This window comes from Nonomuraea sp. NPDC005692, from assembly GCF_040631115.1.
Classification (GTDB): Bacteria; Actinomycetota; Actinomycetes; order Streptosporangiales; family Streptosporangiaceae; genus Nonomuraea.
Genome location: NZ_JBEXYU010000005.1, coordinates 64,878 through 87,191 on the forward strand (window position 1 = coordinate 64,878; position 22,314 = coordinate 87,191).

The 22,314-nt window shown below is 72.1% G+C and carries 22 protein-coding genes; 11 read left to right on the forward strand and 11 right to left on the reverse strand.

Annotated elements, in window-relative coordinates:
- Positions 1 to 71: 71 nt before the first annotated feature.
- The gene (locus ABZ459_RS13300) at positions 72 to 467 is read right to left on the reverse strand and encodes a MarR family transcriptional regulator (RefSeq protein ID WP_357969820.1); all 396 of its coding nucleotides are present in this window, start codon (positions 465 to 467) and stop codon (positions 72 to 74) included.
- 87 nt (positions 468 to 554) lie between these two features.
- Here ABZ459_RS13300 and ABZ459_RS13305 point away from each other — a divergent pair, with 87 nt between their 5' ends.
- Positions 555 to 1,961, forward strand: coding sequence for an MFS transporter (locus tag ABZ459_RS13305; RefSeq protein ID WP_357969823.1), 1,407 nt, complete (start codon positions 555 to 557; stop codon positions 1,959 to 1,961).
- 50 nt (positions 1,962 to 2,011) lie between these two features.
- On the opposite strand, the gene ABZ459_RS13310 is transcribed toward ABZ459_RS13305, so the two are convergent.
- The gene (locus tag ABZ459_RS13310; protein WP_357969825.1) at positions 2,012 to 3,790 is read right to left on the reverse strand and encodes a hypothetical protein; all 1,779 of its coding nucleotides are present in this window, start codon (positions 3,788 to 3,790) and stop codon (positions 2,012 to 2,014) included.
- 123 nt (positions 3,791 to 3,913) lie between these two features.
- On the opposite strand from ABZ459_RS13310, the gene ABZ459_RS13315 reads away from it, so the two are divergent.
- The 4 genes from ABZ459_RS13315 (at position 3,914) to ABZ459_RS13330 (ending at position 6,669) form a co-directional block, all read left to right on the forward strand.
- Positions 3,914 to 4,516 carry a hypothetical protein gene (locus ABZ459_RS13315; RefSeq protein WP_357969828.1) on the forward strand — a complete coding sequence of 201 codons (603 nt, stop codon included), beginning with the start codon at positions 3,914 to 3,916 and terminating at the stop codon, positions 4,514 to 4,516.
- 5 nt (positions 4,517 to 4,521) lie between these two features.
- Positions 4,522 to 4,872, forward strand: coding sequence for a cupin domain-containing protein (locus ABZ459_RS13320; protein ID WP_357969831.1), 351 nt, complete (start codon positions 4,522 to 4,524; stop codon positions 4,870 to 4,872).
- 91 nt (positions 4,873 to 4,963) lie between these two features.
- Positions 4,964 to 6,037 (forward strand): adenosine deaminase, encoded by a 1,074-nt coding sequence (locus ABZ459_RS13325; RefSeq protein WP_357969832.1) that lies wholly within the window; start codon positions 4,964 to 4,966, stop codon positions 6,035 to 6,037.
- Positions 6,034 to 6,669, forward strand: a complete 636-nt coding sequence (locus ABZ459_RS13330; RefSeq protein ID WP_357969835.1) for a PH domain-containing protein — start codon at positions 6,034 to 6,036, stop codon at positions 6,667 to 6,669. Before ABZ459_RS13325 ends, ABZ459_RS13330 begins: the two co-directional genes overlap by 4 nt.
- Before the next feature lie 61 nt (positions 6,670 to 6,730).
- On the opposite strand, the gene ABZ459_RS13335 is transcribed toward ABZ459_RS13330, so the two are convergent.
- The 3 genes from ABZ459_RS13335 to ABZ459_RS13345 are packed head-to-tail and all read right to left on the reverse strand — an operon-like array spanning position 6,731 to position 9,583.
- Positions 6,731 to 7,462 carry an enoyl-CoA hydratase/isomerase family protein gene (locus ABZ459_RS13335; protein WP_357969837.1) on the reverse strand — a complete coding sequence of 244 codons (732 nt, stop codon included), beginning with the start codon at positions 7,460 to 7,462 and terminating at the stop codon, positions 6,731 to 6,733.
- Entirely contained in the window at positions 7,459 to 8,946 is a 1,488-nt protein-coding gene (locus tag ABZ459_RS13340; protein WP_357969839.1) for an AMP-binding protein, read from the reverse strand. Before ABZ459_RS13340 ends, ABZ459_RS13335 begins: the two co-directional genes overlap by 4 nt.
- Positions 8,906 to 9,583, reverse strand: a complete 678-nt coding sequence (locus ABZ459_RS13345) for a TetR/AcrR family transcriptional regulator (protein WP_357969841.1) — start codon at positions 9,581 to 9,583, stop codon at positions 8,906 to 8,908. Before ABZ459_RS13345 ends, ABZ459_RS13340 begins: the two co-directional genes overlap by 41 nt.
- 111 nt (positions 9,584 to 9,694) lie before the next feature.
- Between ABZ459_RS13345 and ABZ459_RS13350 the strand changes: the two genes are divergently transcribed.
- The 3 genes from ABZ459_RS13350 to ABZ459_RS13360 are packed head-to-tail and all read left to right on the forward strand — an operon-like array spanning position 9,695 to position 11,939.
- Positions 9,695 to 10,513, forward strand: coding sequence for a MerR family transcriptional regulator (locus ABZ459_RS13350; protein ID WP_357969844.1), 819 nt, complete (start codon positions 9,695 to 9,697; stop codon positions 10,511 to 10,513).
- Positions 10,513 to 11,433 carry an RNA polymerase subunit sigma-70 gene (locus tag ABZ459_RS13355; protein WP_357969846.1) on the forward strand — a complete coding sequence of 307 codons (921 nt, stop codon included), beginning with the start codon at positions 10,513 to 10,515 and terminating at the stop codon, positions 11,431 to 11,433. The genes ABZ459_RS13350 and ABZ459_RS13355 overlap by 1 nt, the downstream gene beginning before the upstream one ends.
- Positions 11,434 to 11,447: 14 nt before the next feature.
- On the forward strand, positions 11,448 to 11,939 hold the full coding sequence (locus ABZ459_RS13360; RefSeq protein WP_357969849.1) for a GyrI-like domain-containing protein: 492 nt from the start codon (positions 11,448 to 11,450) through the stop codon (positions 11,937 to 11,939).
- 8 nt (positions 11,940 to 11,947) lie between these two features.
- Here the strand turns inward: ABZ459_RS13360 and ABZ459_RS13365 are convergent, their stop codons facing one another.
- Positions 11,948 to 13,453 carry an MFS transporter gene (locus ABZ459_RS13365; RefSeq protein ID WP_357969851.1) on the reverse strand — a complete coding sequence of 502 codons (1,506 nt, stop codon included), beginning with the start codon at positions 13,451 to 13,453 and terminating at the stop codon, positions 11,948 to 11,950.
- A 157-nt stretch (positions 13,454 to 13,610) separates the two neighbouring features.
- On the opposite strand from ABZ459_RS13365, the gene ABZ459_RS13370 reads away from it, so the two are divergent.
- Positions 13,611 to 13,979, forward strand: a complete 369-nt coding sequence (locus ABZ459_RS13370) for a YciI family protein (RefSeq protein ID WP_357969853.1) — start codon at positions 13,611 to 13,613, stop codon at positions 13,977 to 13,979.
- Between the two features lie 34 nt (positions 13,980 to 14,013).
- On the opposite strand, the gene ABZ459_RS13375 is transcribed toward ABZ459_RS13370, so the two are convergent.
- From ABZ459_RS13375 to ABZ459_RS13390, 4 genes are read right to left on the reverse strand one after another with little or no spacing between them, the layout of a single operon-like run.
- Entirely contained in the window at positions 14,014 to 15,648 is a 1,635-nt protein-coding gene (locus ABZ459_RS13375; protein WP_357970649.1) for a phospho-sugar mutase, read from the reverse strand.
- A gap of 47 nt (positions 15,649 to 15,695) precedes the next feature.
- Positions 15,696 to 16,499: a purine-nucleoside phosphorylase gene (locus ABZ459_RS13380; RefSeq protein ID WP_357702426.1), complete on the reverse strand. Its 804-nt coding sequence runs from the start codon at positions 16,497 to 16,499 to the stop codon at positions 15,696 to 15,698.
- Between the two features lie 3 nt (positions 16,500 to 16,502).
- Complete coding sequence (locus tag ABZ459_RS13385; RefSeq protein WP_357969855.1) at positions 16,503 to 17,807, reverse strand: M20/M25/M40 family metallo-hydrolase; 1,305 nt, start codon at positions 17,805 to 17,807, stop codon at positions 16,503 to 16,505.
- Positions 17,804 to 18,784 (reverse strand): Lrp/AsnC family transcriptional regulator, encoded by a 981-nt coding sequence (locus tag ABZ459_RS13390; protein WP_357969858.1) that lies wholly within the window; start codon positions 18,782 to 18,784, stop codon positions 17,804 to 17,806. Before ABZ459_RS13390 ends, ABZ459_RS13385 begins: the two co-directional genes overlap by 4 nt.
- 114 nt (positions 18,785 to 18,898) lie before the next feature.
- Here ABZ459_RS13390 and ABZ459_RS13395 point away from each other — a divergent pair, with 114 nt between their 5' ends.
- Positions 18,899 to 20,203 (forward strand): MFS transporter, encoded by a 1,305-nt coding sequence (locus ABZ459_RS13395; RefSeq protein WP_357969861.1) that lies wholly within the window; start codon positions 18,899 to 18,901, stop codon positions 20,201 to 20,203.
- On the opposite strand, the gene ABZ459_RS13400 is transcribed toward ABZ459_RS13395, so the two are convergent.
- Positions 20,200 to 20,619 (reverse strand): gamma-glutamylcyclotransferase, encoded by a 420-nt coding sequence (locus ABZ459_RS13400; RefSeq protein WP_357969864.1) that lies wholly within the window; start codon positions 20,617 to 20,619, stop codon positions 20,200 to 20,202. The two genes, ABZ459_RS13395 and ABZ459_RS13400, sit on opposite strands and share 4 nt — an antisense overlap.
- Before the next feature lie 253 nt (positions 20,620 to 20,872).
- Between ABZ459_RS13400 and ABZ459_RS13405 the strand changes: the two genes are divergently transcribed.
- The gene (locus tag ABZ459_RS13405) at positions 20,873 to 22,267 is read left to right on the forward strand and encodes an NAD(P)H-quinone dehydrogenase (protein ID WP_352325471.1); all 1,395 of its coding nucleotides are present in this window, start codon (positions 20,873 to 20,875) and stop codon (positions 22,265 to 22,267) included.
- Positions 22,268 to 22,314 lie beyond the last annotated feature (47 nt).

The following is a 22,314-nucleotide window of genomic DNA, read 5'->3' on the forward strand; positions in this document are numbered from 1 at the left end:
AAGCACTCGTGCGCGGCGGCCGGACCCCTGCCCGGGGACGGCCGCCGCCGCTTCTCCCGGCCGCGTACCGGCTAGGTGGTGACGGCGGGGACCTCGGGGACGTCGGTGAAGACGCCCGCGAGCACGGCGCGCTGCGTGGGCAGCGCCTCGGTGTACCGCGCGCGCCCCTCGTCGGTGATGCAGACGAACACGCCCCGGCGGTCGGAGTCGCACGTGCCGCGGGTGACGAGCCCGCTCTTCTCCAGCCTGGCCACGACCCTGGACAGGGCGCTCTGGCTCAGGTGGACCTCTTCGCAGAGCTCCTGGATGCGCAGCTTCCTGTCGTGGTGGACGATCCGGTCGAGCACCTCGAACTCGCTGGGCCCGAGCCCGTGCCGCTCGCCCAGCTCCCGCTCCAGCGCGCACATGGCCTTCGCGTGTTTGGCCAGGACGTAATGCCAGGTCTCGACCACGAACTCCTCGTCCATGTCGCGGAGGTTACCATCTCGGGAAGATTCATGCAACGGCATTAAATGCACTTGCATTAGATGCTGACGCATGTATTGTTCTGACTCATGTCCTCTTCCTCATCCCGTTGGGGCGCGCTCGCCGTGCTCTGTGCAGTGATCTTCCTTGACGCCCTTGATGTCTCCATGGTCGGTGTCGCCCTGCCGGCCATCCAGCATGATCTGGGCCTCAGCACGTCTTCCCTGCAGTGGGTGGTCAGCGGCTACGTGCTCGGCTATGGCGGTCTTCTGTTGCTCGGGGGCAGGACCGCCGACCTGCTCGGGCGGCGCAGGGTGTTCCTGGTCGCTCTGGGCGTCTTCGCCGTCGCGTCGTTGCTGGGTGGTGTCGTGGACGACGGGGGCCTGCTGATCGCCGCCCGGTTCGTCAAGGGTGTTGCCGCGGCGTTCACCGCGCCCGCCGCTTTGTCGATCATCACCACCACGTTTCCGGAGGGCCCGGAGCGCAACAAGGCGTTGAGCATCTTCACCGCCTGCGGCGCGAGCGGCTACTCGCTCGGCCTGGTGCTCTCCGGCCTGCTGACCGAGATCGGCTGGCGGTGGACGCTCCTCATGCCGGTGCCGGTCGCGATCATCGCGCTGATCGCCGCGTTGAAGGTGCTGCCGAAGGGCCAGGAGGAGCGGGCCGAGGGCGGCCACGACCTCGTCGGCGCCGTGCTGATCACCGCCTCGATGTTGCTGCTCGTCTTCACCGTCGTGCAGGCTCCCGAGGCCGGGTGGGCCTCGTTCCAGACGATCGGCTCGCTGGTGGCCGTCGCGGTGCTGCTCGGCCTGTTCGTCCTCACCGAGCTGCGGATGAAGCACCCGCTGGTGCGGCTCGGCATCCTGCGCTCGGGTCACATCGTCCGGGCCAACCTGGGGCTGCTCATCCTGATGGGTTCGTACGTGGCCTTCCAGTTCGTGGCCATGCAGTACTTCCAGAACCTGCTGCACTGGTCGGCGCTCGGCACGGCCCTGGCGTTCCTGCCCGCGGGCCTGCTCGTCGCGGTCAGCTCGACCAAGATGGGGGACTTCGCCGACAGGTTCGGCACCGGCAAGCTGATCGTCATCGGCGCCGCGGCCCTGGCCGGCGGTTACGCGATCTTCCTGGGCATCGACGAGACGCCGAGCCTGGGCGGCATGGTGCTCCCCGGCATGGTCCTGCTGGGCGTGGCGTTCGCCCTGTCCTTCCCCTCGCTGAACATCCAGGCCACCAACGGCGTGGACGACGACGAGCAGGGCCTGGCCTCCGGGCTGCTCAACACCTCCGGCCAGGTCGGCGGCGCGATCGTGCTGGCCGTGGTGACCGCCGTGCTGACCTCGGGCGGCGAGACGCTGTCGATCGGCGCGCTGCGCTCGGCGATCGTGGTCGCGCTGGTGCTGGCCCTGGTCGGGCTGGCGATCTCGGCCACCGGGCTGCGCTCGCGCAAGGCCGCCGCGGTCGAGGCCGAGGACGCGAAGGTCTTCGAGGCCGTCTGACCTCCCTGTGACGGGGAAGAGGGTTCCGCCGGGGGGCGGGGCCCTCTTCCTCATTTCTCCAGGGCGCCGATCGGGTCGGAGTAGTCGATCCACTCCGTCGCCGAGTCGCCGAGGTCGGCGCTCTCGCCGGTGCGGACGTTCACCTGGACCAGGTAGACGTCCTCCTGGTCCCACAGGCGCACGAGGACCTTGTCGCGGCTCAGCCAGCGCTCCACCCTGATCACTTCGAGGTCGTCGACGTCCAGGCGGGGGCGGGGGCCGGTGACGCGGCCGGTGCGGGCGTCCATGGTGACCAGGCGGTCGTCGGCCGTCACCAGGGCCAGGGAGCGGCCGTCCGGGGCGAGCGCGGCGCCGTGCTCGATGAGGGCGGGGTCGATCCGGAAGCCCTTCGTGCGGGTGCCGCCGCCGTCCAGCCTCAGCGTGCTGACGGAGGCGTGGCCCGGGACGGCGGTGGTGTCCCGGCGTTCGGCGACCACGCGCGTGCCGTCGTCGTGGACGGCCAGGATCTCGACGTCCTTGCCGCGTACGGTGCGGGTCGTGCCGGTCCGGAAGTCGAGCACCGCGCTGTCGCCGGCGTCGCCGAAGGACAGCGCGAAGTAGCGGCCGTCCGGGGACGACCTGATGTGCGCCTCGCCGTCCCCGGCCGTGGCGTCGATGCCCTTGACCACGCCCGTGGGCAGGTCGTGGACCAGGTAACGGCCCTGCGGGTTCTGGTAGACGAGCCGGTGGCCGTCCTGGCTGAGGGCGAGCGGCATGTACTCGCCGGTGGCCGGGTCGTAGCCGGCCCGCGCGTCCGGCAGCCGCCATTCCGTGCCCGACCGGGTGGTGAGCACCCACTGGCCGCAGGGTTGCGGGGCACGGGCGTCGGCCTCGGCGTCGCGGCAGTAGCCCGGGTAGGCGAAGCGGACCGGGTCGGGGAGCGCGGCGGGCAGCGGGTCGCGGACCTCCTGGCCGGGGCCCCGCGTCCCGGGGTCGGAGGTGGCGCGGGCCATGGTCTCGTCCACGCGGTCGGCCACCGCGGACAGCCCGGCCACGATCGTCGCGACCATCGCGGCGACCAGGCCGAGGGAGGCCGACGTCCACACCGCCGCCCGGATCCTGCGTCGCGCCGTGACCCGCCGCAGGACCGTTTCTGCGAGGTCGGCGCGCGGCATCCCGGCGGCCAGGCCGAGCAGCGCGGCCCGCAGGGCCTGATCCCCGGGGGCGCCGTCCTGGGGCGCCGCCGTCGGGGCGGCGGGCTCGGGAGCGGGGGCGAGCGTCCAGAGTGAGGCGGACGCCGCGCCGCTCCCCGGCCGGTCGCCCCAGCGGCCTCCGGACGGGTTCGCCGGATCCTCGGACGGGTCCACGCGCTCCTCGGCCAGGTCCGCCGGATCCTCGGCCGGGGCTGCGGGGTTCCCCGGCGGGGCTGGGTGGTTCTCGAACAGGGTCGGGTGGGTGGTGCGGAGCTGGGCGCGGGCCCGTCGCAGTTCGTCGTCCAGCGCGCCGATCCACAGGCCCGTGATCACGGCGGCGTGCGGCAGGCTCAGCCCGTCGTGGAAGGTGACGGCGACGGCCGCGCGGGTTCTCGGGGCGAGCCCGGCGAGCAGGTGACCCTCCGGGGCCGGCCAGGGCGCGCCCGTCGCGCCCAGGAACCGTCCGTACAGCTCGCGCAGCACCGCGTCGGCCGGGCGGTGGTAGCGGATCGCGGACCACCGGCGGCAGGACGAGACGAGCGCCGCGGTGGCCAGCTCGCGCGCCTTGTCCGCGTCGCCCGTCAGCAGGTAGGCCGTCCGAGCGAAAGACGGCCCATAAGACGCAAGAAAAGCCGATAAATCGTGGGATTTGCTCACTTGTATGACTCCTTGGAGGTTGATCAGCGTAGAGGGAGTCCCGGCTCCGCGGAAGTGCCAGGAAACCCGGGCCGATCCGACGCCAGGCCGCTTGCAGGCCGGTGGGCTGGGCATCTACCGGGCATGCGCCCGTCATCCCCGGCCGGCGAGCGGCCGTCGCGCCTTCGCCTCGCCGTCCCGCTCGCCTGCCTCGCCGTTCTGACCGCGTGCGGCACCTCCTCGCAGACCGCCCGGCTGGACACCCCCGCGGACACCGGTCCCGGCACCGCCACCCCCCGCAGCGCCCCCTCGGACGTCCCCACCAGCACCGCCGAGGTGGACGTCGAGCGCGACGGCCTCGACCCGGCCGTGGTGACCGGCGTCCGGTACGCGACCCACGACGGCTACGACCGGGTGGTGATCGACCTCAAGGGCGACATCCCTGGCTACAAGGTGAAATGGGTGGACGAGTTCCTCCAGGACGGTTCCGGCGAGCCCATGGGCGTCCACGGCGGCGCGTACCTGCAGCTCACCCTCTTCCCCGCCAACGCGCACGACGACGACGGCTACCCCACCTGGAAGGGCGGCCCCGTCTACCGGGCCGGCCTCAAGAACGTCTCCGACGTCGTCAGGACCGGCGACTTCGAGGGGCGCGTGGGCGTCGGCCTGGCGCTCGCCCGCCGGGCCGGCTTCCGGGTGAAGGAGCAGTCCGCGCCGAGCCGGCTGGTCCTCGACGTGGCACACTGAAGCCCGTGGTGAGAAAGATCGAGGGCCCGACCCGCATCCCCGTCCCCGGCGGCAAGATCATCGACGAGCACGTGGGGCGCGTCAACAGCGGCGACGAGCAGGTCTCCATCGCCCACATGACCGCCCCGCCCGGCTGGGCCGAGCCCGCCCAGACTCCGTCGTTCGCCGAGTACACCGTGGTCCTGCGCGGCAGCCTGCTCGTCGAGCACGACGGCGGCACGGTCGAGGTCGGCGCGGGCCAGTCGGTGGTGACCTCGCCGGGGGAGAAGGTGCGCTACAGCGTGGGCCCCGACGGCGCCGAGTACGTCGCCGTGTGCCTGCCCGCCTTCACGCCGGAGAGCGCCGGCCGCGACTGACCGGGCGTCGACCGCGGGTGTGCCGGAAGGGTCGTCCACAGGCGGGCGCGACGTGTGCGGCGGCGGAGGACTGTGCTCATATCATGGCCAGATGAGCCCCACGCTTGACAAGATCCGGCAGGCTCCCAAGGTGTTGTTGCACGATCACCTCGACGGCGGGCTGCGCGCCGAGACGATCGTCGAGCTCGCACGGGAGATCGACTACGGGCGGCTGCCCTCCACCGACCCCGACAATCTGCGCCTCTGGTTCGAGGAGGCCGCCGACTCCGGGTCGCTGGAGCGTTACCTGGAGACCTTCGACCACACGGTCGCGGTCATGCAGACCCGCGAATCCCTGGTCCGGGTGGCCGCCGAGTGCGCCCGCGACCTCGCCGACGACGGCGTGGTCTACGCCGAGGTGCGCTTCGCCCCCGAGCAGCACACCACCATGGGGCTGAGCCTCGACCAGGTGGTGGAGGCGGTGCTCGAAGGGTTCACGCTGGGCTCGCAGGGGCGCGGCATCCGGGTCGGCACGCTGCTGACCGCGATGCGCCACATGGCGCGCTCGATGGAGATCGCCGAGCTGGCCGTGCGCTACCGTGACGTCGGCGTCGTGGGGTTCGACATCGCCGGGGCCGAGGCCGGCTACCCGCCCACCCGGCACCTCGACGCCTTCGAATACCTCCAGCGGGAGAACGCGCACTTCACGATCCACGCCGGCGAGGCGTTCGGGTTGCCGTCGATCTGGCAGGCCATCCAGTGGTGCGGCGCCGACCGCCTGGGCCACGGCGTGCGGATCATCGACGACATCACCGTGGCCGGCGACGGGTCGGCCAAGCTGGGGCGACTGGCGGCGTACGTGCGCGACAAGCGCATCCCGCTGGAGATGTGCCCCACGTCCAACCTCCAGACCGGGGCCGCCGACTCGATCGCCGAGCATCCCATCGGGCTGCTGCGCAGGCTGCACTTCCGGGTCACCGTCAACACCGACAACCGGCTGATGAGCTCGACGAGCGTGTCTCTCGAGTTCGCCAAGCTGGTCGAGGCGTTCGGCTACGACTGGGACGACCTGCAGTGGTTCACGGTCAACGCGATGAAGTCGGCCTTCCTCCCGTTCGACGAGCGGCTGGCGCTGATCAACGGCGTGATCAAGCCGGGGTTCGCGCAGATCAAGTGGCAGCCGTGAAACACACCTACCGGTCCAAGACCGGGTTCGTGCTGGGCTGCGCCTGGCTGGTCTTCGTGGCGTTCAACGTCTGGGACCTGACGGCCCACTACAACGGTAAGCCGTCCATGGTGGCGCTGGCCGTGCTCGGGGCGATGTCGGCGCTCGTCTACGCGATCGCGGTCCGGCCCGCCACCGTGGTCGGCGAGGAGGGGCTGCTGGCCCGTAACCCGCTGCGCACGACGTTCCTGCCGTGGGCGTCCGTGGGCGAGGTGACGGTCACCCACTCCATCGCCGTCCGTTACGCCGGCGAGGGCGGCGAGGAGCAGGTGCTGCGGTTGTGGACGCCCATGAGCAGCGCCAGAGAGCGGTCCAAGGCGCAGCGGCGCGGCGTGCCCAAGCCCCAGCGGGGTGGCCGGTTCCGGGTCGAGGCCACGGTCAGCAAGGCCGAGCAGGCCGCCGCCGAGGCGTTCACCGGCAAGACCCACGCCGACTTCGTGGGCGACCAGATCCGCGACCGCGCCGAGGCCGCCCACCGCCGCGCGGAGCCGGCGGCCGCGGTGGCACCGGTCAAGGTCACCTGGTCCTACGACTCGATCGCCGTCCTCGTGGTCGCGGTCGCCCTGATCGTGGCCGCCATCGTCATCGCCTGACCGCCCCCGGCCCGAACGCGAGGACCAGGGGCAGGGGCCCGGCGGGTGAGGGTCCGGCGGGTCAGGGGGTTCGGCGGGTCAGGAAGCGGGTCATGCCGGCCTGGGCCAGGCCCGCCTGCTCCACCTGCCGGGCGGCCACGGTCTCGGCCCCGAAGGCGCGCTCGACCTCGGCCAGCGGCGGGCGCAGCAGCTCCAGGTGCACGGCGGTGGCGGTGCCCGGCCGGGTCCAGTGGCGCACCCGCGCGATCGCCGTCTCCACCAGCTCCTCGGCGGGCACGAGCTCGTCCAGCAGCCCGGCCGTCAGCGCGTCGGCGGCGCTCAGGCGGGCCGAGTCCAGCACCAGCCGCAGCGCCCGGCCGCCGGCCAGCCGGAGCAGCAGGTGACTGGCCGCGTTCGAGATCGACAGGCCGAGGTGGTTCTCGGGGAAGAAGTACTCGGCGGCCGGGGCGGCGCCGATGCGGGTGTCGAAGCAGAGCGTCCACTCGGCGGCGCCGCCGACGGCCAGGCCGTTGACCGCGGCGACCACCGGCACCCGCGTCTCCAGCACGGCCCTGGTCATGTCATGGAACGACTCGACCTCCGCCTCCAGCGGCTTGCCCGCCGCCTCGGCGATGTCCTCGCCCGCCGAGAACGCCCGGCCGGCGCCGGTCACCACGATTCCCCTGGCGGTACGGCCGTGCGCGCGGACGGCCGCGGCCAGGTCCCGCCGCATGCCGGCGGTCAGGGCGTTCAGCTTCTCGGGGCGGGCGAGGGTGATCACGGCCACCTCGTCGCGTACGGTCACGTCGATCATGCCGGGTCCTCCGTGGGAATGGCGGGGGCGGCGCGCTGGTCGCGGCCGGGGCGGAGCAGGTGGCGCTTCTCGATGCGGGCGGACGGAGTGAGCGTGAACGACTCCACGAACTCCACGTACGCCGGGACCTTGAAGCGGGCCAGGCGTTCCCTGGCGTGGGCGATGACGGCGGCGGCGGTGCCGGCGTCGGCGGCGTGACCGGGGCGGAGCTGGAGGAACGCCTTGGGCAGCTCGCCGAAGAGGTCGTCGGGGATGGGCACCAGGGCCGCGGACAGGACCGCGGGATGCCCGGCGAGCACGCTCTCGACCTCGGCGCACGAGATGTTCTCACCGCCCCTGCGGACCATGTCCTTCAGCCGTCCGGCGTGCCGGATGCGGCCTCGCGCGTCGCGGACGCCGAGGTCGCCGGTGTGGTACCAGCCGCCGCGGAAGGCGTGCGCGGTGGCCTCGGGATGGTTCCAGTAGCCGGTCATCATGGGTGTGCCGCGGACCAGGATCTCGCCCGTCTCCTCGTCGAGCCGGACCTCCTTGCCGGGCGGCGGCGTGCCCAGCGCGCCGGTGCCGACGGTGTCGTCGGCGTCCGGGGCGGCCATCAGGTCGCAGCCGCTCTCGGTGGAGCCGTACAGCTCGCGCCAGGGCGCGCCCCAGCGCTCCTCGAACGCGCGGTGCAGGCCGGGGGCGATGCCCGAGCAGAGCACGAGCCGCATACGGTTGTCGCGGTCGAGGGGGCTCGGCGGCTGCTTGTGCATCAGCAGGGGCATGGTGCCCAGCACGTACGTCAGGGTCGCGCCGTGCTCACGGACGGCGGGCCAGAAGCCCGAGGCGGAGAACCGGGGGAGCACCACCTGCGGGATGCCGCCGAGCAGGCAGAGCAGGGTGGTCCACTGCGGGTCCATGTAGGAGTACGCCTGGGCGATCAGCAGGACGTCGTCGTCGCGCAGGCGTACGAGGTCGGCGACGACGCGGGCGGTCCTGATCCAGTAGTCGTGGGCGAGCAGGCAGGCTTTGGGGAAGCCCGTCGTCCCCGACGTGTACTGAAAATTGGCGATATTGTCCGCGCTGAGGGATATGTCGAGAGGTGGGCCATCCGTCAGCTCGTCCACGAGGTGCACCACGCCCGGCACCCGCGCGGCGTGTTCCGCGCCGGTCAGGGTGGCGACCGCGCCGGAGTCGCGCAGAACGTGCTCCAGGTCGGCGGCCTGGTACCGCACGTTCACGGGGACGGTGACCGCCCCCGCCTTCAGGACGGCGAACCAGCTCAACGGCCACCACGGCTCGTTGTCCAGCATGACGGCCACCCGGTCGCCGGGGCGTACACCCTGGCCGGCCAGCGCGCGGGCCAGGCGGTCGGAGACGGCGTCGGCCTCGACGAAGCTCAGCGAGGTCGCAGGGAGGGCGGGTGAGGGGGCGGGGAAACGGAGGAACTCGCGCTCGCCGTACGTGCTAGCGGCGTGCCTCAGCAGGTCGGGGATCGTGGTGTGCATCCGGCGGCTCCCACGGGAAGACGGGCAGCAGGCGTCGATCGAGGGGCGCCACGACCGGGCCGGCGGCGCGTACGGCGGCCAGGCCGATCGTGACGAACTCCGCGCACACCTGCTCCAGCGTCGAGTCCCCGTCGGGGCGGTACCACTCGCTGGTGCCGGTGCACATGGACATGAGGGCGAGGCGGGTCAGCTTCTGGTCGGCGACGTGGAAGGCGCCTTCGGCGACGCCGTCGGCCAGGGCGCTCTTCCAGTGGCTCTCGTAGGCGTCGCGCAGGGCGATGACCTCGGTGTGGGCGGGCGAGCCGGGGGTCAGGGAGCGGAGCTCGCCGTCCATGACGCGGCTGGTCAGGGGGGTGAGCGCGTGCAGGGCGGTGAGCGAGGTGATCAGCAGGGCGAGGCGGTCGGCGGGACGCGTGGCCCCGGCCAGGACGCGGGCGGTCGAGTCGATCAGCCCTTGCAGGCCGGTCCGCATGAGGTCGGCCAGCAGGGCTTCCTTGCTGTGGACGTGGTGGTAGACGCCGGCGTTGGTCAGGTTCACCGCCCTGGCCAGGTCTCGGATGCCGGTGGCGGCATAGCCCTGCCGGGCGAAGAGCCGCACCGCGGCCGTCCTGATCCGGAGCAGTGTGTCCACGTCCATGGCGACCTAACGAACGTTCGGTTGCTTGTTACGCTGGAAAATACCCCATGTCCCCAGAAATCGCCATAGGTTGACTCTGACACCGTGTGAGCCCCTACTTCTGGACCGGACATGTTCAGCATCGGAGATTTCGCCCGGCTGGGGCTCGTGTCCGTACGCATGCTCCGCCACTACGACGCCATCGGCCTGCTGCGCCCCGCGCACGTGGACCCGCTCACCGGCTACCGGTCCTACCAGGCCGCGCAACTGGCCAGACTCAACCGGATCGTCGCCATCAAGGACCTCGGCTTCACGCTGGAACAGGTCCGGACAATCCTGGACGAGAAGGTCAGCACCGAAGAGCTGCACGGCATGGTACGGCTGCGCCGCGCCCAGCTGGAGGCCCGGATCAGCGCCGACCTGGCCAGGCTGCGCGGCGTCGAGGCGAGACTCCGCAGCATCGAGACGGAGGGCCACATGAGAACCGCGGAAGTCGTGCTCAAGAAGGTCGACCCGGTACGGGTCGCGCAGCTCGGCGCCAGGGCGGCCAGCTACGAGGGCGAGGACGTCGGCCCGGTGATCGGGCCGCTGTTCGCCGAGATCTGCGCCCGCGTGGAGCGGGCGGACGTCCGCGTGGTCGGCCCCGGCCTGGCCTACTACCGCCAGGAGGACGACGGCTCGGTGATGGTCCACGCCTGCCTGCCGGTCAACGTGGACCCCGATCCGCGCCACGACTTCGAGGTCAGGGACCTGCCCGCGATCGGCACGGCGGCCACGATCATCCACCACGGCCCGATGGAGGCCGTCGGGCCGACCTTCCAGGCCCTGGCCCACTGGATCGAGGAGAACGGCTACCGCTCGCTCGACCTGGCGAGAGAGGTGTCGCTGCACTGCCCGGAGGACCGCGCCGAATGGGTGCACGAGCTGCAGATCGAGGTGGCCCCGGCCTAGTGGAGGCGACCGAGCTGGAACACCACCGGGTCGAGCTGACCGGCTACTGCTACCGGATGCTCGGCTCGGGCTTCGAGGCCGAGGACGCGGTGCAGGAGACGTTCGTCAGGGCGTGGCGCACGTACGAGCCGGGGCGGGGGCCGTTGCGCCCGTGGTTGTTCCGGCTCGCCACGTCCGTCTGCCTGGACATGTTGCGCGGGCCGCAGCGGCGGGCGCGGGCGATGGACCTCGGGCCGGCGGCGCGTCCCGGTGACCCGCTCGGCGACCCGCTGCCCGGAGACGCCTGGGTGTGGCCGGTAGCCGACGGGCGCGTGTTGCCGGCCGACCCGGCGGAGCTGGCGGTGGCCAGGGAGAGCGTGCGGCTGGCGTTCGTGGCCGCGCTGCAAGGGCTGCCGCCGCGGCAGCGGGCCGTGCTCATCCTGCGCGACGTGCTGAAGTGGCAGGCCGCCGAGGTGGCGGGCCTGCTGGGGATGAGCGTCGCGTCCGTGAACAGCGCGTTGCAGCGGGCCCGCGCCCGGCTCCCCGCGGTCGCCCCCGAGGACGCCGAGGTCGACGGGAGGCTGCTCGACCGCTACGTCTCCGCCTTCGAGCGGTACGACGTGGACGCGCTGGTCTCGCTGCTGCACGAGGACGCGACGATGTCGATGCCGCCGTTCGCGTGGTGGCTGCGCGGCCGGGAGGCGGTCAGGGCGGTCCTGCTGGCCGCCGGCGCGCCCTGCGCGGGCGACCGCCTGCTGCCGGCCGGGGCGAACGGCGCGCCCGCCTTCGCCCAGTACCGGGACGGGGAGGCGTTCGCCCTGGTAGTCCTGGAGATCGGCGGCGGAGTCGTCACCGGCGTGACCACCTTTCTCAATCCCCGGCTGGTGCCGTCCTTCGGCCTGCCGATGAGTTTCGGCCGGCCGCTCCGTACTGACAGGTGAAGGAGGACAGACACATGCCACAGATCGTCGAACTTCCCGAGCGTCCTTACCTCGGGATCAAGAAGACCATCACGATGACCAGCTTCGGCCTCGTCGGAGACCGGATCGCGGAGATGATCGGCTGGCTCGCCGAGCGCGGGCACACGATGGCCGGAGCCCCGTTCTTCCGGTACCACAGCATCGACATGCCGGAGGACCGGCTGGTGGTGGAGGCGGGCGTGCCCGTCACCGCGCCCATCACCGAGCCCGTGGAGGGCGAGTTCCACGTGGGCACGCTGCCGGCGGGCCGTTTCGTCACCGAGTCCCACCACGGCCACCCCGACCAGCTCTCCGGCGTCATCGAGTCGGTGCTGACGTGGGCCGCCGAGCAGGGCCTGACCTGGGACATGACCGAGAAGGACGGCACCGAGCACTGGGGCTGCCGGCTGGAGCTGTACCAGACGGACCCGCGGATCGAGCCCGACCTGAACAAGTGGGACATCGACCTGCAGTTCCGCCTGGCCTGAGCCGGCCGTCACGCCGCGTTCGCGCGGGGCAGCAGCGAGGTCAGCAGCGCGGCCAGCACGAACAGGGCCGCGCCCGCCAGGCCGATCGCCACGATCCCGCTGAGGAACGCGGCGTGACTGGCCGCCAGCAGCTCGGCGGCCCGCGCCGGGGCGAGCCCCCTGGCCGCGGCCGCCGCTGCCGCCACGGTCTCCCTGGCCGCGCCGGGCACGTGCGCGGGCAGGGCGTGGTGGTAGACGGCAGCCGCGGCCGTGCCGAGCAGGGCCAGGCCGAGCGTCCCGCCCAGGAAGTTGCCCGACTCGGCCAGCGAGGCCGCCGACCCGGCCTTCTCCGGCGGCACCGACCCGACCACGATCCCCGTGCCCAGGGCGAACAGCGGGCCGGTGCCCAGCGCCAGCACGGTGATGGCGGTGATCACCACCGGCAGCCCGGCCTCGGCCTGCGTGAGCAGCGTCGCCCCGGCGGCCGCCAGCGTCAGGCCGCCCATGATGGCGGTGCGGGGGGCGACGCGGCGGGTCAGGGCCGGGGTGAGCGTGGTCCCCAGTGCGACGCCTAGCCCCATTGGCGCGAACCACAGTGCCGACTGCGCCGGGGTGTGCCCCAGCACCGACTGAAGGTACTGGGTGACCAGGAGGCCGGTGCCCGCCATGGCGATGCCCGCCAGCACCAGGGCGGTCAGGATCAGGGTGAGCGGGCGCTGGGTGAACAGGCGCAGGTTGAGCAGGGGAACGTCGAGCGTGAGCTGCCGCCGTACGAACGCGGCCCCGAACGCCACGCCGACCGCGATCGCCGCGAGCGGCGCCCCGGGCCCGGCCGACGCCGACGAGGCGGCCAGCTCCTTGACGCCCCAGACCACCGGCAGGATCGCCAGCATCGACAGCGCGACGCTGGCCAGGTCCATGCGCCCGCCGTCCGGGTCGCGGAACTCCGGCAGCAGCAGCACGCCGCCCACGAGCAGCACCGCGATCACGGGGACGGCCAGCAGGAACACCGACCCCCACCAGAAGTGCTCCAGCAGCAGCCCGCCGACGACCGGCCCGAGCGCGGCCCCGGCGAACTGGCAGGTGGCCCAGGCGGCGATGGCCGTGCCGCGCTGCCGGGCGTCGCGGAACATGTTGGTGATGAGCGCGAGCGTGGAGGGCATGAGCGTGGCGCCCGCGACGCCCAGCACCGTACGGGCGGCGATCAGCATGGCGGGGCTGACCGCGTACGCCGCCGCGAGGGAGGCGACGCCGAAGGCCGCCGCGCCGGTCAGCAGGAGCCGCCGGCGGCCGATGCGGTCGCCGAGGCCGCCCATCGTGATCACCAGCCCGGCGACCATGAACCCGTAGATGTCGATGATCCACAACTGCTGGACGGCGCTCGCCCCCAGCTCCACGCTCAGCCGGGGCAGCGCCAGGAACAGCGCGTTGATGTCGACCGCGACGAGCAGGGTGGGCAGGGCGAGCACCGCCAGCCCGGCCCATTCGCGCCGCCCGGCCCTGGGTTCGGCGGCGGTCTCGGTGAGATGCGGCATGTCGGGAGCCTCCTGGTGTCGTCCGATTCACCAGGAGGTCGGAGCCCGGCTCGCGCGCTCGACGTGCTTTCCGGAAAAGTTTCGCGGGGCATGTCGAGAGGGACGCGCCGGCTCCGACCCCAGCACGACGGAACGCGCACGACCACGAGGAGAGACGATGAAGTTTCTGTTGATCATGCAGGTGAACCAGCAGGTCATGGACACCCTGAGCGAGGAGCAGCGCGACCTGATCATGAGCGGCCACGGCGCCTTCATGAAGACGATCCAGGAGTCGGGCGAGATGATCGGCACGCAGGCGCTCGGCGACCCGTCCACCAGCGCCGTCGTCCGCACCCGCAACGGCCTGCCGGCCGTGACCGACGGCCCTTTCCTGGAGGCCAAGGAGTACATGGGCGGCTACTACATCGTCGACTGCGAGAGCCGCGAGCGCGCGATCGAGCTGGCCGGCATGATCCCCGACAGCAGGATCGAGGGCCTGGCGATCGAGGTCCGGCCGATCATGTTCTCGGCGGGCGCCGACATGTGACCTGCCGGTGGGCCCGCGGCGCGGGCCCACCGGTCTACAGGCCCAGACAGGCGGTCAGGCCGGCCTTCAGACCGTCGAGATCGCGGGCGGCCGACGCGCGCGCCTGCGACACCTCACCGGTCACCGGCACCACGACCTCCAGGTAGCACTTCAGCTTGGGCTCGGTGCCCGACGGGCGGACCACGACGCGCCCGCCGTCCGACAGGTGGAAGCGCAGGCCCTCGGTCGGGGGCAGGCCGCCGTCGCCGCGGCTCAGGTCGTCCACGGCCTCGACCGTGTGGTCGCCCAGCGTGGCGGGCGGGGCGGCGCGCAGGCGGTCCATCGCGCCGGAGATCAGCGACAGGTCGGCGACCCGGAAGCTGAGCTGGGACGTCGCGTGCAGGCCGTACCGGACGGCCTGGTCGTCGAGCAGGTCGAGCAGCGTGCGGCCGTCGCGCTTGGCGGCGGCGGCGACGGCGGCCACGGTCAGGGCCGCGCCGATGCCGTCCTTGTCGTGGACCGGCAGGCCGGCGTCGGAGCCGACGCAGTAGCCGATGGCCTCCTCGTAGCCGAAGACCAGGCCCTCACCCGCCTTGACGATCCACTTGAACCCGGTCAGCGTCTCGCCGTAGCGCACGCCGTGGGCCTCCGCGATCTTGCTCAGCAGGGTCGAGGAGACGATCGTGGTGGCCACCAGCCGGTCGCCGGTGGTGTGGGTGATCACGTGCTCGGCCAGCAGGCCGCCGACCTCGTCGCCGGTCAGCATGCGGCACGTGCCGTCGGGCAGCGGCACGCCGACCGCGCACCGGTCGGCGTCGGGGTCGTTGGCGAGCACCAGGTCGGAGCCGAGCTTGGCGGCCAGCGCGACCGCCAGGTCCATCGCGCCGGGCTCCTCCGGGTTGGGGAAGGCCACCGTCGGGAAGTCGGGGTCGGGGTTGCGCTGCTCCTCCACGGCCATCGGCGTCTCGAAGCCCGCCGCGAGGAAGGCTCCCGTCAGCGTCCCCGAGCCCACCCCGTGCAGCGGCGTGTACGCCACCCGCAGCTCGCGCGCCTCGCCCAGCGGCAGGGCGGTCACCGCGTCGATGTAGTCGTCGACGATGTCCTCGCCCAGCTCGGTGAGCGTGCCTGGGCCGTCGAGGGGGAGCTGGTCGACCCGGCCCACCGCGTCGATGGCCGCCGAGATCTCCCGGTCGACCGGCGGCACGATCTGCGAGCCGTCACCCCAGTAGACCTTGTAGCCGTTGTCCCTGGGCGGGTTGTGGCTGGCGGTGACCGTCACGCCCGCGTCGGCCCCGAGGTGGCGGACGGCGAAGGCCAGCACCGGCGTGGGCAGCGGGCGCGGCAGCAGCGAGACGTGCAGCCCCGCGCCGGTCAGGACGGCCGCGGTGTCCCTGGCGAACACGTCGGACTTGTGTCGGGCGTCGTAGCCGATCACGACGTGCTTGCCGGCGCCCAGCACACCGGCCAGACCGGCGGCGGCGCGCATGACGGTGACCCGGTTCATCCGGTTGGGGCCCGCGCCCAGCTCGCCGCGCAGGCCGGCGGTGCCGAACTCCAGCTTGGCCTGGAACCGCTCGCGAAGTGCGGGCAGGTCGTCGTCCTCCAGGAGGTCGGACAGCTCGGCCCGGGTGTCGGGGTCGGGGTCCTGGGCCAGCCACTGGCGGGCGCGGCGCAGCAGGTCGGCGTCCACGGGTGGGAGCGGGACGTCCCCCTCGCCCTCCGGCGGGATGCCGGCGCTCACAGGCGGTCCACCACCTTGGCCAGCAGCACGCCCATGCGGGCGGCCGTGGCGCGGCCCACCTCCAGGACCTCCTCGTGGTTGAGCGGCTCGCCGGACAGGCCCGCCCCCGGGTTGGTGACCAGGGAGACGCCGAGCACCTCCAGGTTCGCCTCGCGGGCGGCGATGGCCTCCAGCACGGTGGACATGCCCACCAGGTCGCCGCCGAGCGTGCGCAACATCCGGATCTCCGCGGGCGTCTCGTACGTCGGGCCGCGGAAGGCCACGTAGACGCCGTCGGCCAGGGTCGGGTCGATCTCGCGGACCAGGGCGCGCAGGCGGCGCGAGTAGACCTCGGTGAGGTCGATGAAGGTGGTGCCGGTGATCGGGTTGGCGCCGGTCAGGTTGACGTGGTCGCTGATCAGCACCGGGTCGCCGACGTTCTGGGTCTCCGGCCGCAGGCCGCCCGCCGCGTTGGTCAGGACGATCGTGCGCACGCCCGCCGCGGCCGCCGTGCGCACGCCGTGGACCACCGCGTCGACGCCGAGGCCCTCGTACAGGTGGGTGCGGCCGAGGAAGACCAGCGCGTGCCGCCCGGACGGCGTGCGCACGACGCGGATCTTGCCGCCGTGCCCGGCCACGGCGGGGGCACGGAAGCCGGGCAGATCGGTGAACGGGATCTCGGCCACGGTCTGCCCGATCGCGTCGGCGGCGGGGACCCACCCCGACCCCATGACGAGGGCCACGTCGAAGGTGTCGAGGCCGGCCGCGCCGGTCAGGGCGGCGGCGGCCTCTACGGCCAGGGTGTATGCGTCGTTGCTCACATCTCAGTAGTTTAGGAGCAGCCTGTCCAGAACCCGCACCCCGAACTGCAGCGCGTCCACCGGCACCCGCTCGTCCACGCCGTGGAACATCGAGGCGAAGTCCATGTCGCCGGGCAGCCGCAGCGGCACGAACCCGAACCCGCGCACCCCGAGGTCGGCGAAGAAGGTCTTGTTGTCGGTGCCGCCCGACATGCAGTACGGCACCGCCCGCGCGGTCGGGTCCTCGGCCTTCAGCGCCGCGATCATCGACTCGACCAGCGCGCCGTCGAACGTCGTCTCCAGCGCGATGTCGTGGTGCACGAACTCGCGGCGCACGTTCGGCCCGATGAGCGAGTCGACGGTCTTGAAGAACTCCTCCTCGAAGCCGGGCAGGAAACGCCCGTCCACGACGGCCGTGGCCTGGCCGGGGATGACGTTCGACTTGTAGCCGGCGTCGAGCTGGGTCGGGTTGGTGGTGTGCCGGAGCGTCGCGCCGACGAACCGCACCAGCGGGCCGAGCTTGTCCAGCAGCGGGGCCGGGTCGTCCTCGTCGAACGGCAGGCCGAAGGCGTCGGCTACCTCGGTGAGGAACTGGCGCACGGTCGGCGTGTAGGTCAGCGGCCACTCGTGCCCGCCGAGCCGGGCCACGGCCTTGGCGACCTCGGTGACCGCGTTGTCGGAGTTGAGCATCGAGCCGTGCCCGGCGGTGCCGTCGGCGACCAGCTTCATCCAGGCCAGGCCCTTCTGGGCGGTCTCGATCAGGTACAGCCGCAGCGACGGGTCGACCTCCAGCGAGTAGCCGCCGACCTCGCTGATGGACTCGGTCACGCCCTCGAACAGCTCGGGGTTGTTGGCCGTGAGGTACTTGGCGCCGTACACGCCGCCGGCCTCCTCGTCGGCGACCCAGGCGAAGACGATGTCGCGGCGCGGACGGCGTCCCTCGCGCTTCATCTGGCGCAGCACGGCCAGCATCATCGCGTCCATGTCCTTCATGTCCACGGCGCCGCGGCCCCAGATGTAGCCGTCCTTGACCTCGCCGGCGAACGGGTCGACCGACCAGTCGGCGGCGTTGGCGGGCACCACGTCGAGGTGGCCGTGGACGAGCAGCGCGGGCAGCGACGGGTCGGTGCCCTCGACGCGGGTGACCACGTTGCCGCGGCCCGGCTCGCTCTCGACGTACGTCGCCTCGATGCCGACCTCGTCCAGCCTGGCCATGACGACCTCGGCCGCGGCCCGCTCGCCGGGGCCGCTGCCGTCCCCGTAGTTGCTGCTGTCGACGCGGATCAGCTCCACGCACAGGTCGGCGACTTCCTTCTCGGCAGGTGTCATGGCGTCTTCTCCAGGGTGAGCAGTCCGGATTTGTGCAGGTGACCGCGTTTGTACGCGCGGGTGATGAGGGTCAGGTCGCTGTCGGTGATCTCGTCGAGCCGGCCGAGCACGTCGGTCATGAAACGATAGAGGTCCGCCTCGTGGGCCACCGCCACCTGCACGATGAGGGAGTGGGTGCCCGAGGTGGCGGCGCAGTAGCGCACGTTGGGGTGCTCGGCCAGGCGCCGGCCGGTCTCGCCCAGCCCGTACGGCCGCACCTTCAGCCACAGCATGGCCTCGACCTCCAGCCCGAGCAGCGCGGGCTCGACCTCGGCGCGCGGCAGCAGTAACCGCCGGTCGACGAGCGAGGCGACCCGCCGGCGCGCGGTCGGCACGGACAGGTCGAGCCGTTCGGCGATCGTGGTGAAGGCGGCCCGGCCGTCGGCCGCCAGCAGCTCGGCGATCTCCTTCTCCAGCGGCGACAGGCCGTCCTCGTCGGGCAGGTCGGGGGGCGGCGGCGCGGGGCGCAGCTCGGCGACCTCCCGCTCGGTGAGGAAGGGCGCGTGCCACTCGGCCACGGTGGTGAACGTGTGCAGCACGACCTGGGTCTGCGTCTGGAGCACGCCGTCGATCTCGCTGATGTCGTGGGCCAGGATGGTGTGCAGGTCCTGCCGGGACGGCGGTACCAGCTCGCAGGCCAGGTCGGCGGCCCCGGTCAGCGCGTAGACCGACCGTGTGTCGCGCCGGTCGGTGAGCGATCTGGCCACCTGGGCCGCCGTGCCGGGCCGCACCTGGACGTGCAGGTGCGCGGGGCGGCCGTGGCCGGTGCGCAGGTCGTCGTAGATCGCGGTGACGCGGACGACGCCGTCGGCGATGAGCCGCTGGAGCCGGCGGGCGACCGTGCGTTCGTGCTCGCCGACCGCCCTGCCGATCTCGCCCCACGAGGCGCGTGGGCTCACCTGCAGCGCGGCCACGAGCCGCCGGTCGAGAACGTCCACCTGCAACCGCTTCCGTGTCGGGTTTGTAAATAATTGCCCAGACATTTGACTGTTTCGGTCTTCCGAATGCACAGTAAGCCATCACTCCACGTGTCAGCAAAAGGAGCACATGCCGTGTCGACCTCCCCCGTCGTGCAATCGCCGCTCGGCATACCGAAGAGCAGGGTCCGTCAGCTCATGGCGGCCAGTATCGGCAACGTGGTCGAGTGGTACGACTGGTACGCCTACACCTTCCTGGCCACGGTCTTCTCGGCGCAGATCTTCCCCGACAGCTCCGGCAACAGCCTGGTGCCGCTGCTGAGCACGTTCGCGGTGTTCGCGGTGGGCTTCTTCATGCGGCCCCTGGGCGGCCTGCTGGTGGGCGCGTTCGCCGACCGGTACGGCCGCAAGTCGGCGATGACCTTCACCATCATCCTGATGGGCGGCGGCTCGCTGCTGCTCGGCCTGACCCCCACCTATGAGGCCGTGGGCCTGCTGTCGCCGGTCATCCTGACGCTGGCCCGGCTGATCCAGGGCCTGTCCGTGGGCGGTGAGTTCGCCGCCGCCACCACGTTCCTCGTCGAGTCGGCCCCGCCGCGCCGCCGCGGGCTGTTCTCCTCCTTCCAGTACGTCAGCACCACCATCGGCCAGCTCATCGCCTCCGGCCTGGCCGCGGTGCTCACCTCGACGCTGGTCAAGGAGGACATGAGCTCCTACGGCTGGCGCATCCCGTTCCTGGTGGGCGCGCTGCTCAGCCTCGTCGGCCTGTGGATCCGCAAGGGCGCCGACGAGACCTCGGCGGTCGCCGAGGAGATCCAGCGGGGTGAAACCAAGCGGCCGGGCATGTTCGAGTTCCTCAAGCTCCACCCGAGGTCCGCGCTCACCATCGTCGGCATCACGATCGCGGGCACCGTCGCCTACTACACCTGGACCAGCTTCCTGCCCACCTACGCGCAGATCACGGTCTCGTTCGACAAGGCCGAGTCGCTCCAGGTCGGCACGATCTCGCTGGTGTTCTTCATGCTGCTGCAGCCGCTGCTCGGCCTGCTGTCGGACAAGATCGGGCGCAAGCCGATGCTGATCGCGTTCGGGCTCGGCTTCCTGATCCTGCCGGTGCCGCTGCTCGGACTGCTCACCGACTCCTTCGCCAGCCTGCTCGTCGTGCAGATGATCGGCATGGTGTTCCTGGGCTGCTTCACCTCGGTCTCGGCCGCGGTGAACTCGGAGCTGTTCCCGACCCGGGTGCGGGCGGCGGGGGCCGGGTTCCCGTACTCGCTGACCGTGGCGATCTTCGGCGGCACCGCGCCGCTGATCGGCACCGCGCTGCAGAAGGCCGGCAACCCCGGGATGTTCCCGTGGTACATGTCCGCCCTGGCGCTGATCTCCACGCTCGTGTACGTCTTCGTGCTGCGCGAGACCAAGGACGAGCCGCTCCGCTAGGGCGCCGAGGTGCAGGGGCGCTCCCGAAGCTCCTTGACGTAGTCGTCGGGGGCGCCCGCACGCTCGGCCGCGTCGGCCAGGTTGCACAGGTAGCGGGCCGAGGGCAGGCCGCCCTCGTAGCCGTCGAGCACGTAGAACCAGGCGACGACCTCGCCGTCGAGGGTCTGCACCCGCAGCCGCACCTTGTGGTAGGCGCCGCGGACCGCGCCCTCCCACTGGTCGAGCGAGGTCTCCTCCCACTCGGGCACGTCGTAGAGCACGACGAAGACGTGCTCGTCGGGGTCCTCCACGATGGTGGCGATCGAGCTCTCCCACTTGCTGTCGGTGCGGCCGAAGGTCAGCCGCCAGCCGGTCAGCCAGCCGACCCCCCAGATCGGGGAGTGCGGGGCGCGCATGGCCATCTGCTCGGGGTCCATGTTCATCCCGTAGGAGCCGTAAAGCCGTAGATCATTCGGCTTCCCTGATTGATCCGAAAGCCACGCCACGATCCACCCCTCTCGCCGGGTGCCGCTCGTCATCCAGCTATCGCGCCATCCTGCCACGCTGACCCGGCGTGTCGGTCCATCAAGCCGGGCACGGAAGGCCCATGTGTCCCCCATGTCCGCCGGAGCGTGATCCCGTCATGGGCCGGTTGCGGCTTCCGGGGGCACGTGCGGGAGAATGGGACACGTGACGAGGATCGTGATCATTGGTGGCGGGCCGGGCGGCTACGAAGCGGCGCTGGTGGCCGCCCAACTAGGCGCACAGGTCACGATGGTCGAGCAGGACGGGCCGGGCGGGGCCTGCGTGCTCACCGACTGCGTGCCGTCCAAGACGCTGATCGCCACCTCCGTCCGCAAGCAGGCGCTTCTCGACGCGCCCTCGCTCGGCGTGTCGTTCTCCGGCGGCCCCGACGGCGACGCCGGCGTGGTCGGCGTCGACCTGCCGCTGGTCAACAAGCGGGTCAAGGAGCTGGCCCAGGCCCAGTCGGCCGACATCGCGACCCGGGTCGAGGCCGAGGGCGTCGAGATCATCAAGGCGCGGGGGCGGCTGGTCGACCCGCAGGTCGTGCGCGCGGGCGACCGTACGATCAGGGCCGACGTGGTGCTCGTGGCCACGGGCGCGACGCCGCGCGTGCTGCCGGGGGCCGAGCCCGACGGCGAGCGCATCCTCACCTGGCGGCAGCTCTACGACCTGGAGGAGCTGCCCGAGCACCTGATCGTGGTCGGCTCCGGCGTGACCGGCGCGGAGTTCGCCGGCGCGTACCGCTCGCTCGGCGCGGAGGTCACGCTGGTCTCCAGCCGCGACCGGATGATGCCCAACGAGGACGCCGACGGCGCCGAGGTGCTGGAAGAGGTCTACCGGCGGCGCGGCATGAACGTCATGGGCCGCTCGCGCGCCTCCTCCGTCAAGCGCACGGCCGACGGCGTGGTGGTGACCCTGGAGGACGGCCGCACGGCCGAGGGCTCCCACGCGCTGATGACGGTCGGCATGGTCCCCAACACCGGCGGCATCGGCCTGGAGGAGGCCGGCGTGCAGCTCGACCGGAACGGCTTCGTCAAGGTCGACAAGGTCTCCCGCACCTCCGCGCCCGGCGTCTACGCGGCCGGCGACTGCACCGGCGTGCTCATGCTCGCCTCGGTCGCCGCCATGCAGGGCCGCATCGCCGTGTGGCACGCGCTGGGCGAGGCCGTCCAGCCACTGCGGCTGGCCACGGTGGCCTCCAACATCTTCACCGACCCCGAGATCGCGGCCGTCGGCGTGGCGCAGCGCTCGATCGAGGCGGGCGAGATCGACGCGAACGTGGTCAAGCTGCCGCTGGCCACCAACGCGCGGGCCAAGATGCAGGGCTTCAACGACGGCTTCGTCAAGCTGTTCTGCCGCCCCCACACCGGCATCGTGCTCGGGGGCGTGGTCGTGGCCCCGCGCGCCTCGGAGCTGATCCTCGCGGTGTCGCTGGCCGTGCAGCAGCGGCTGACGGTCGACCAGGTCGCCCACTCGTTCGCGGTCTACCCGTCGTTGTCGGGCTCGATCACCGAGGCGGCCCGCCGCCTCATGCAGCCCGAGGCCGCCATCGGCATCTAGCCGTCCCTCTTCAGCGCGCGCGAAGCCGTGCGGGTCGTCCTGACCCG

Bases quoted from the DNA above. Each gene is read 5' to 3' on its own strand.
- ABZ459_RS13300 (WP_357969820.1), bottom strand. From the start codon at position 467: ATGGACGAGGAGTTCGTGGTCGAGACCTGGCATTACGTCCTGGCCAAA.
- ABZ459_RS13305 (WP_357969823.1), top strand. From the start codon at position 555: ATGTCCTCTTCCTCATCCCGTTGGGGCGCGCTCGCCGTGCTCTGTGCA.
- ABZ459_RS13315 (WP_357969828.1), top strand. From the start codon at position 3,914: ATGCGCCCGTCATCCCCGGCCGGCGAGCGGCCGTCGCGCCTTCGCCTC.
- ABZ459_RS13325 (WP_357969832.1), top strand. From the start codon at position 4,964: ATGAGCCCCACGCTTGACAAGATCCGGCAGGCTCCCAAGGTGTTGTTG.
- ABZ459_RS13335 (WP_357969837.1), bottom strand. From the start codon at position 7,462: ATGATCGACGTGACCGTACGCGACGAGGTGGCCGTGATCACCCTCGCC.
- ABZ459_RS13340 (WP_357969839.1), bottom strand. From the start codon at position 8,946: ATGCACACCACGATCCCCGACCTGCTGAGGCACGCCGCTAGCACGTAC.
- ABZ459_RS13345 (WP_357969841.1), bottom strand. From the start codon at position 9,583: ATGGACGTGGACACACTGCTCCGGATCAGGACGGCCGCGGTGCGGCTC.
- ABZ459_RS13350 (WP_357969844.1), top strand. From the start codon at position 9,695: ATGTTCAGCATCGGAGATTTCGCCCGGCTGGGGCTCGTGTCCGTACGC.
- ABZ459_RS13360 (WP_357969849.1), top strand. From the start codon at position 11,448: ATGCCACAGATCGTCGAACTTCCCGAGCGTCCTTACCTCGGGATCAAG.
- ABZ459_RS13365 (WP_357969851.1), bottom strand. From the start codon at position 13,453: ATGCCGCATCTCACCGAGACCGCCGCCGAACCCAGGGCCGGGCGGCGC.
- ABZ459_RS13370 (WP_357969853.1), top strand. From the start codon at position 13,611: ATGAAGTTTCTGTTGATCATGCAGGTGAACCAGCAGGTCATGGACACC.
- ABZ459_RS13385 (WP_357969855.1), bottom strand. From the start codon at position 17,807: ATGACACCTGCCGAGAAGGAAGTCGCCGACCTGTGCGTGGAGCTGATC.
- ABZ459_RS13400 (WP_357969864.1), bottom strand. From the start codon at position 20,619: ATGGACCCCGAGCAGATGGCCATGCGCGCCCCGCACTCCCCGATCTGG.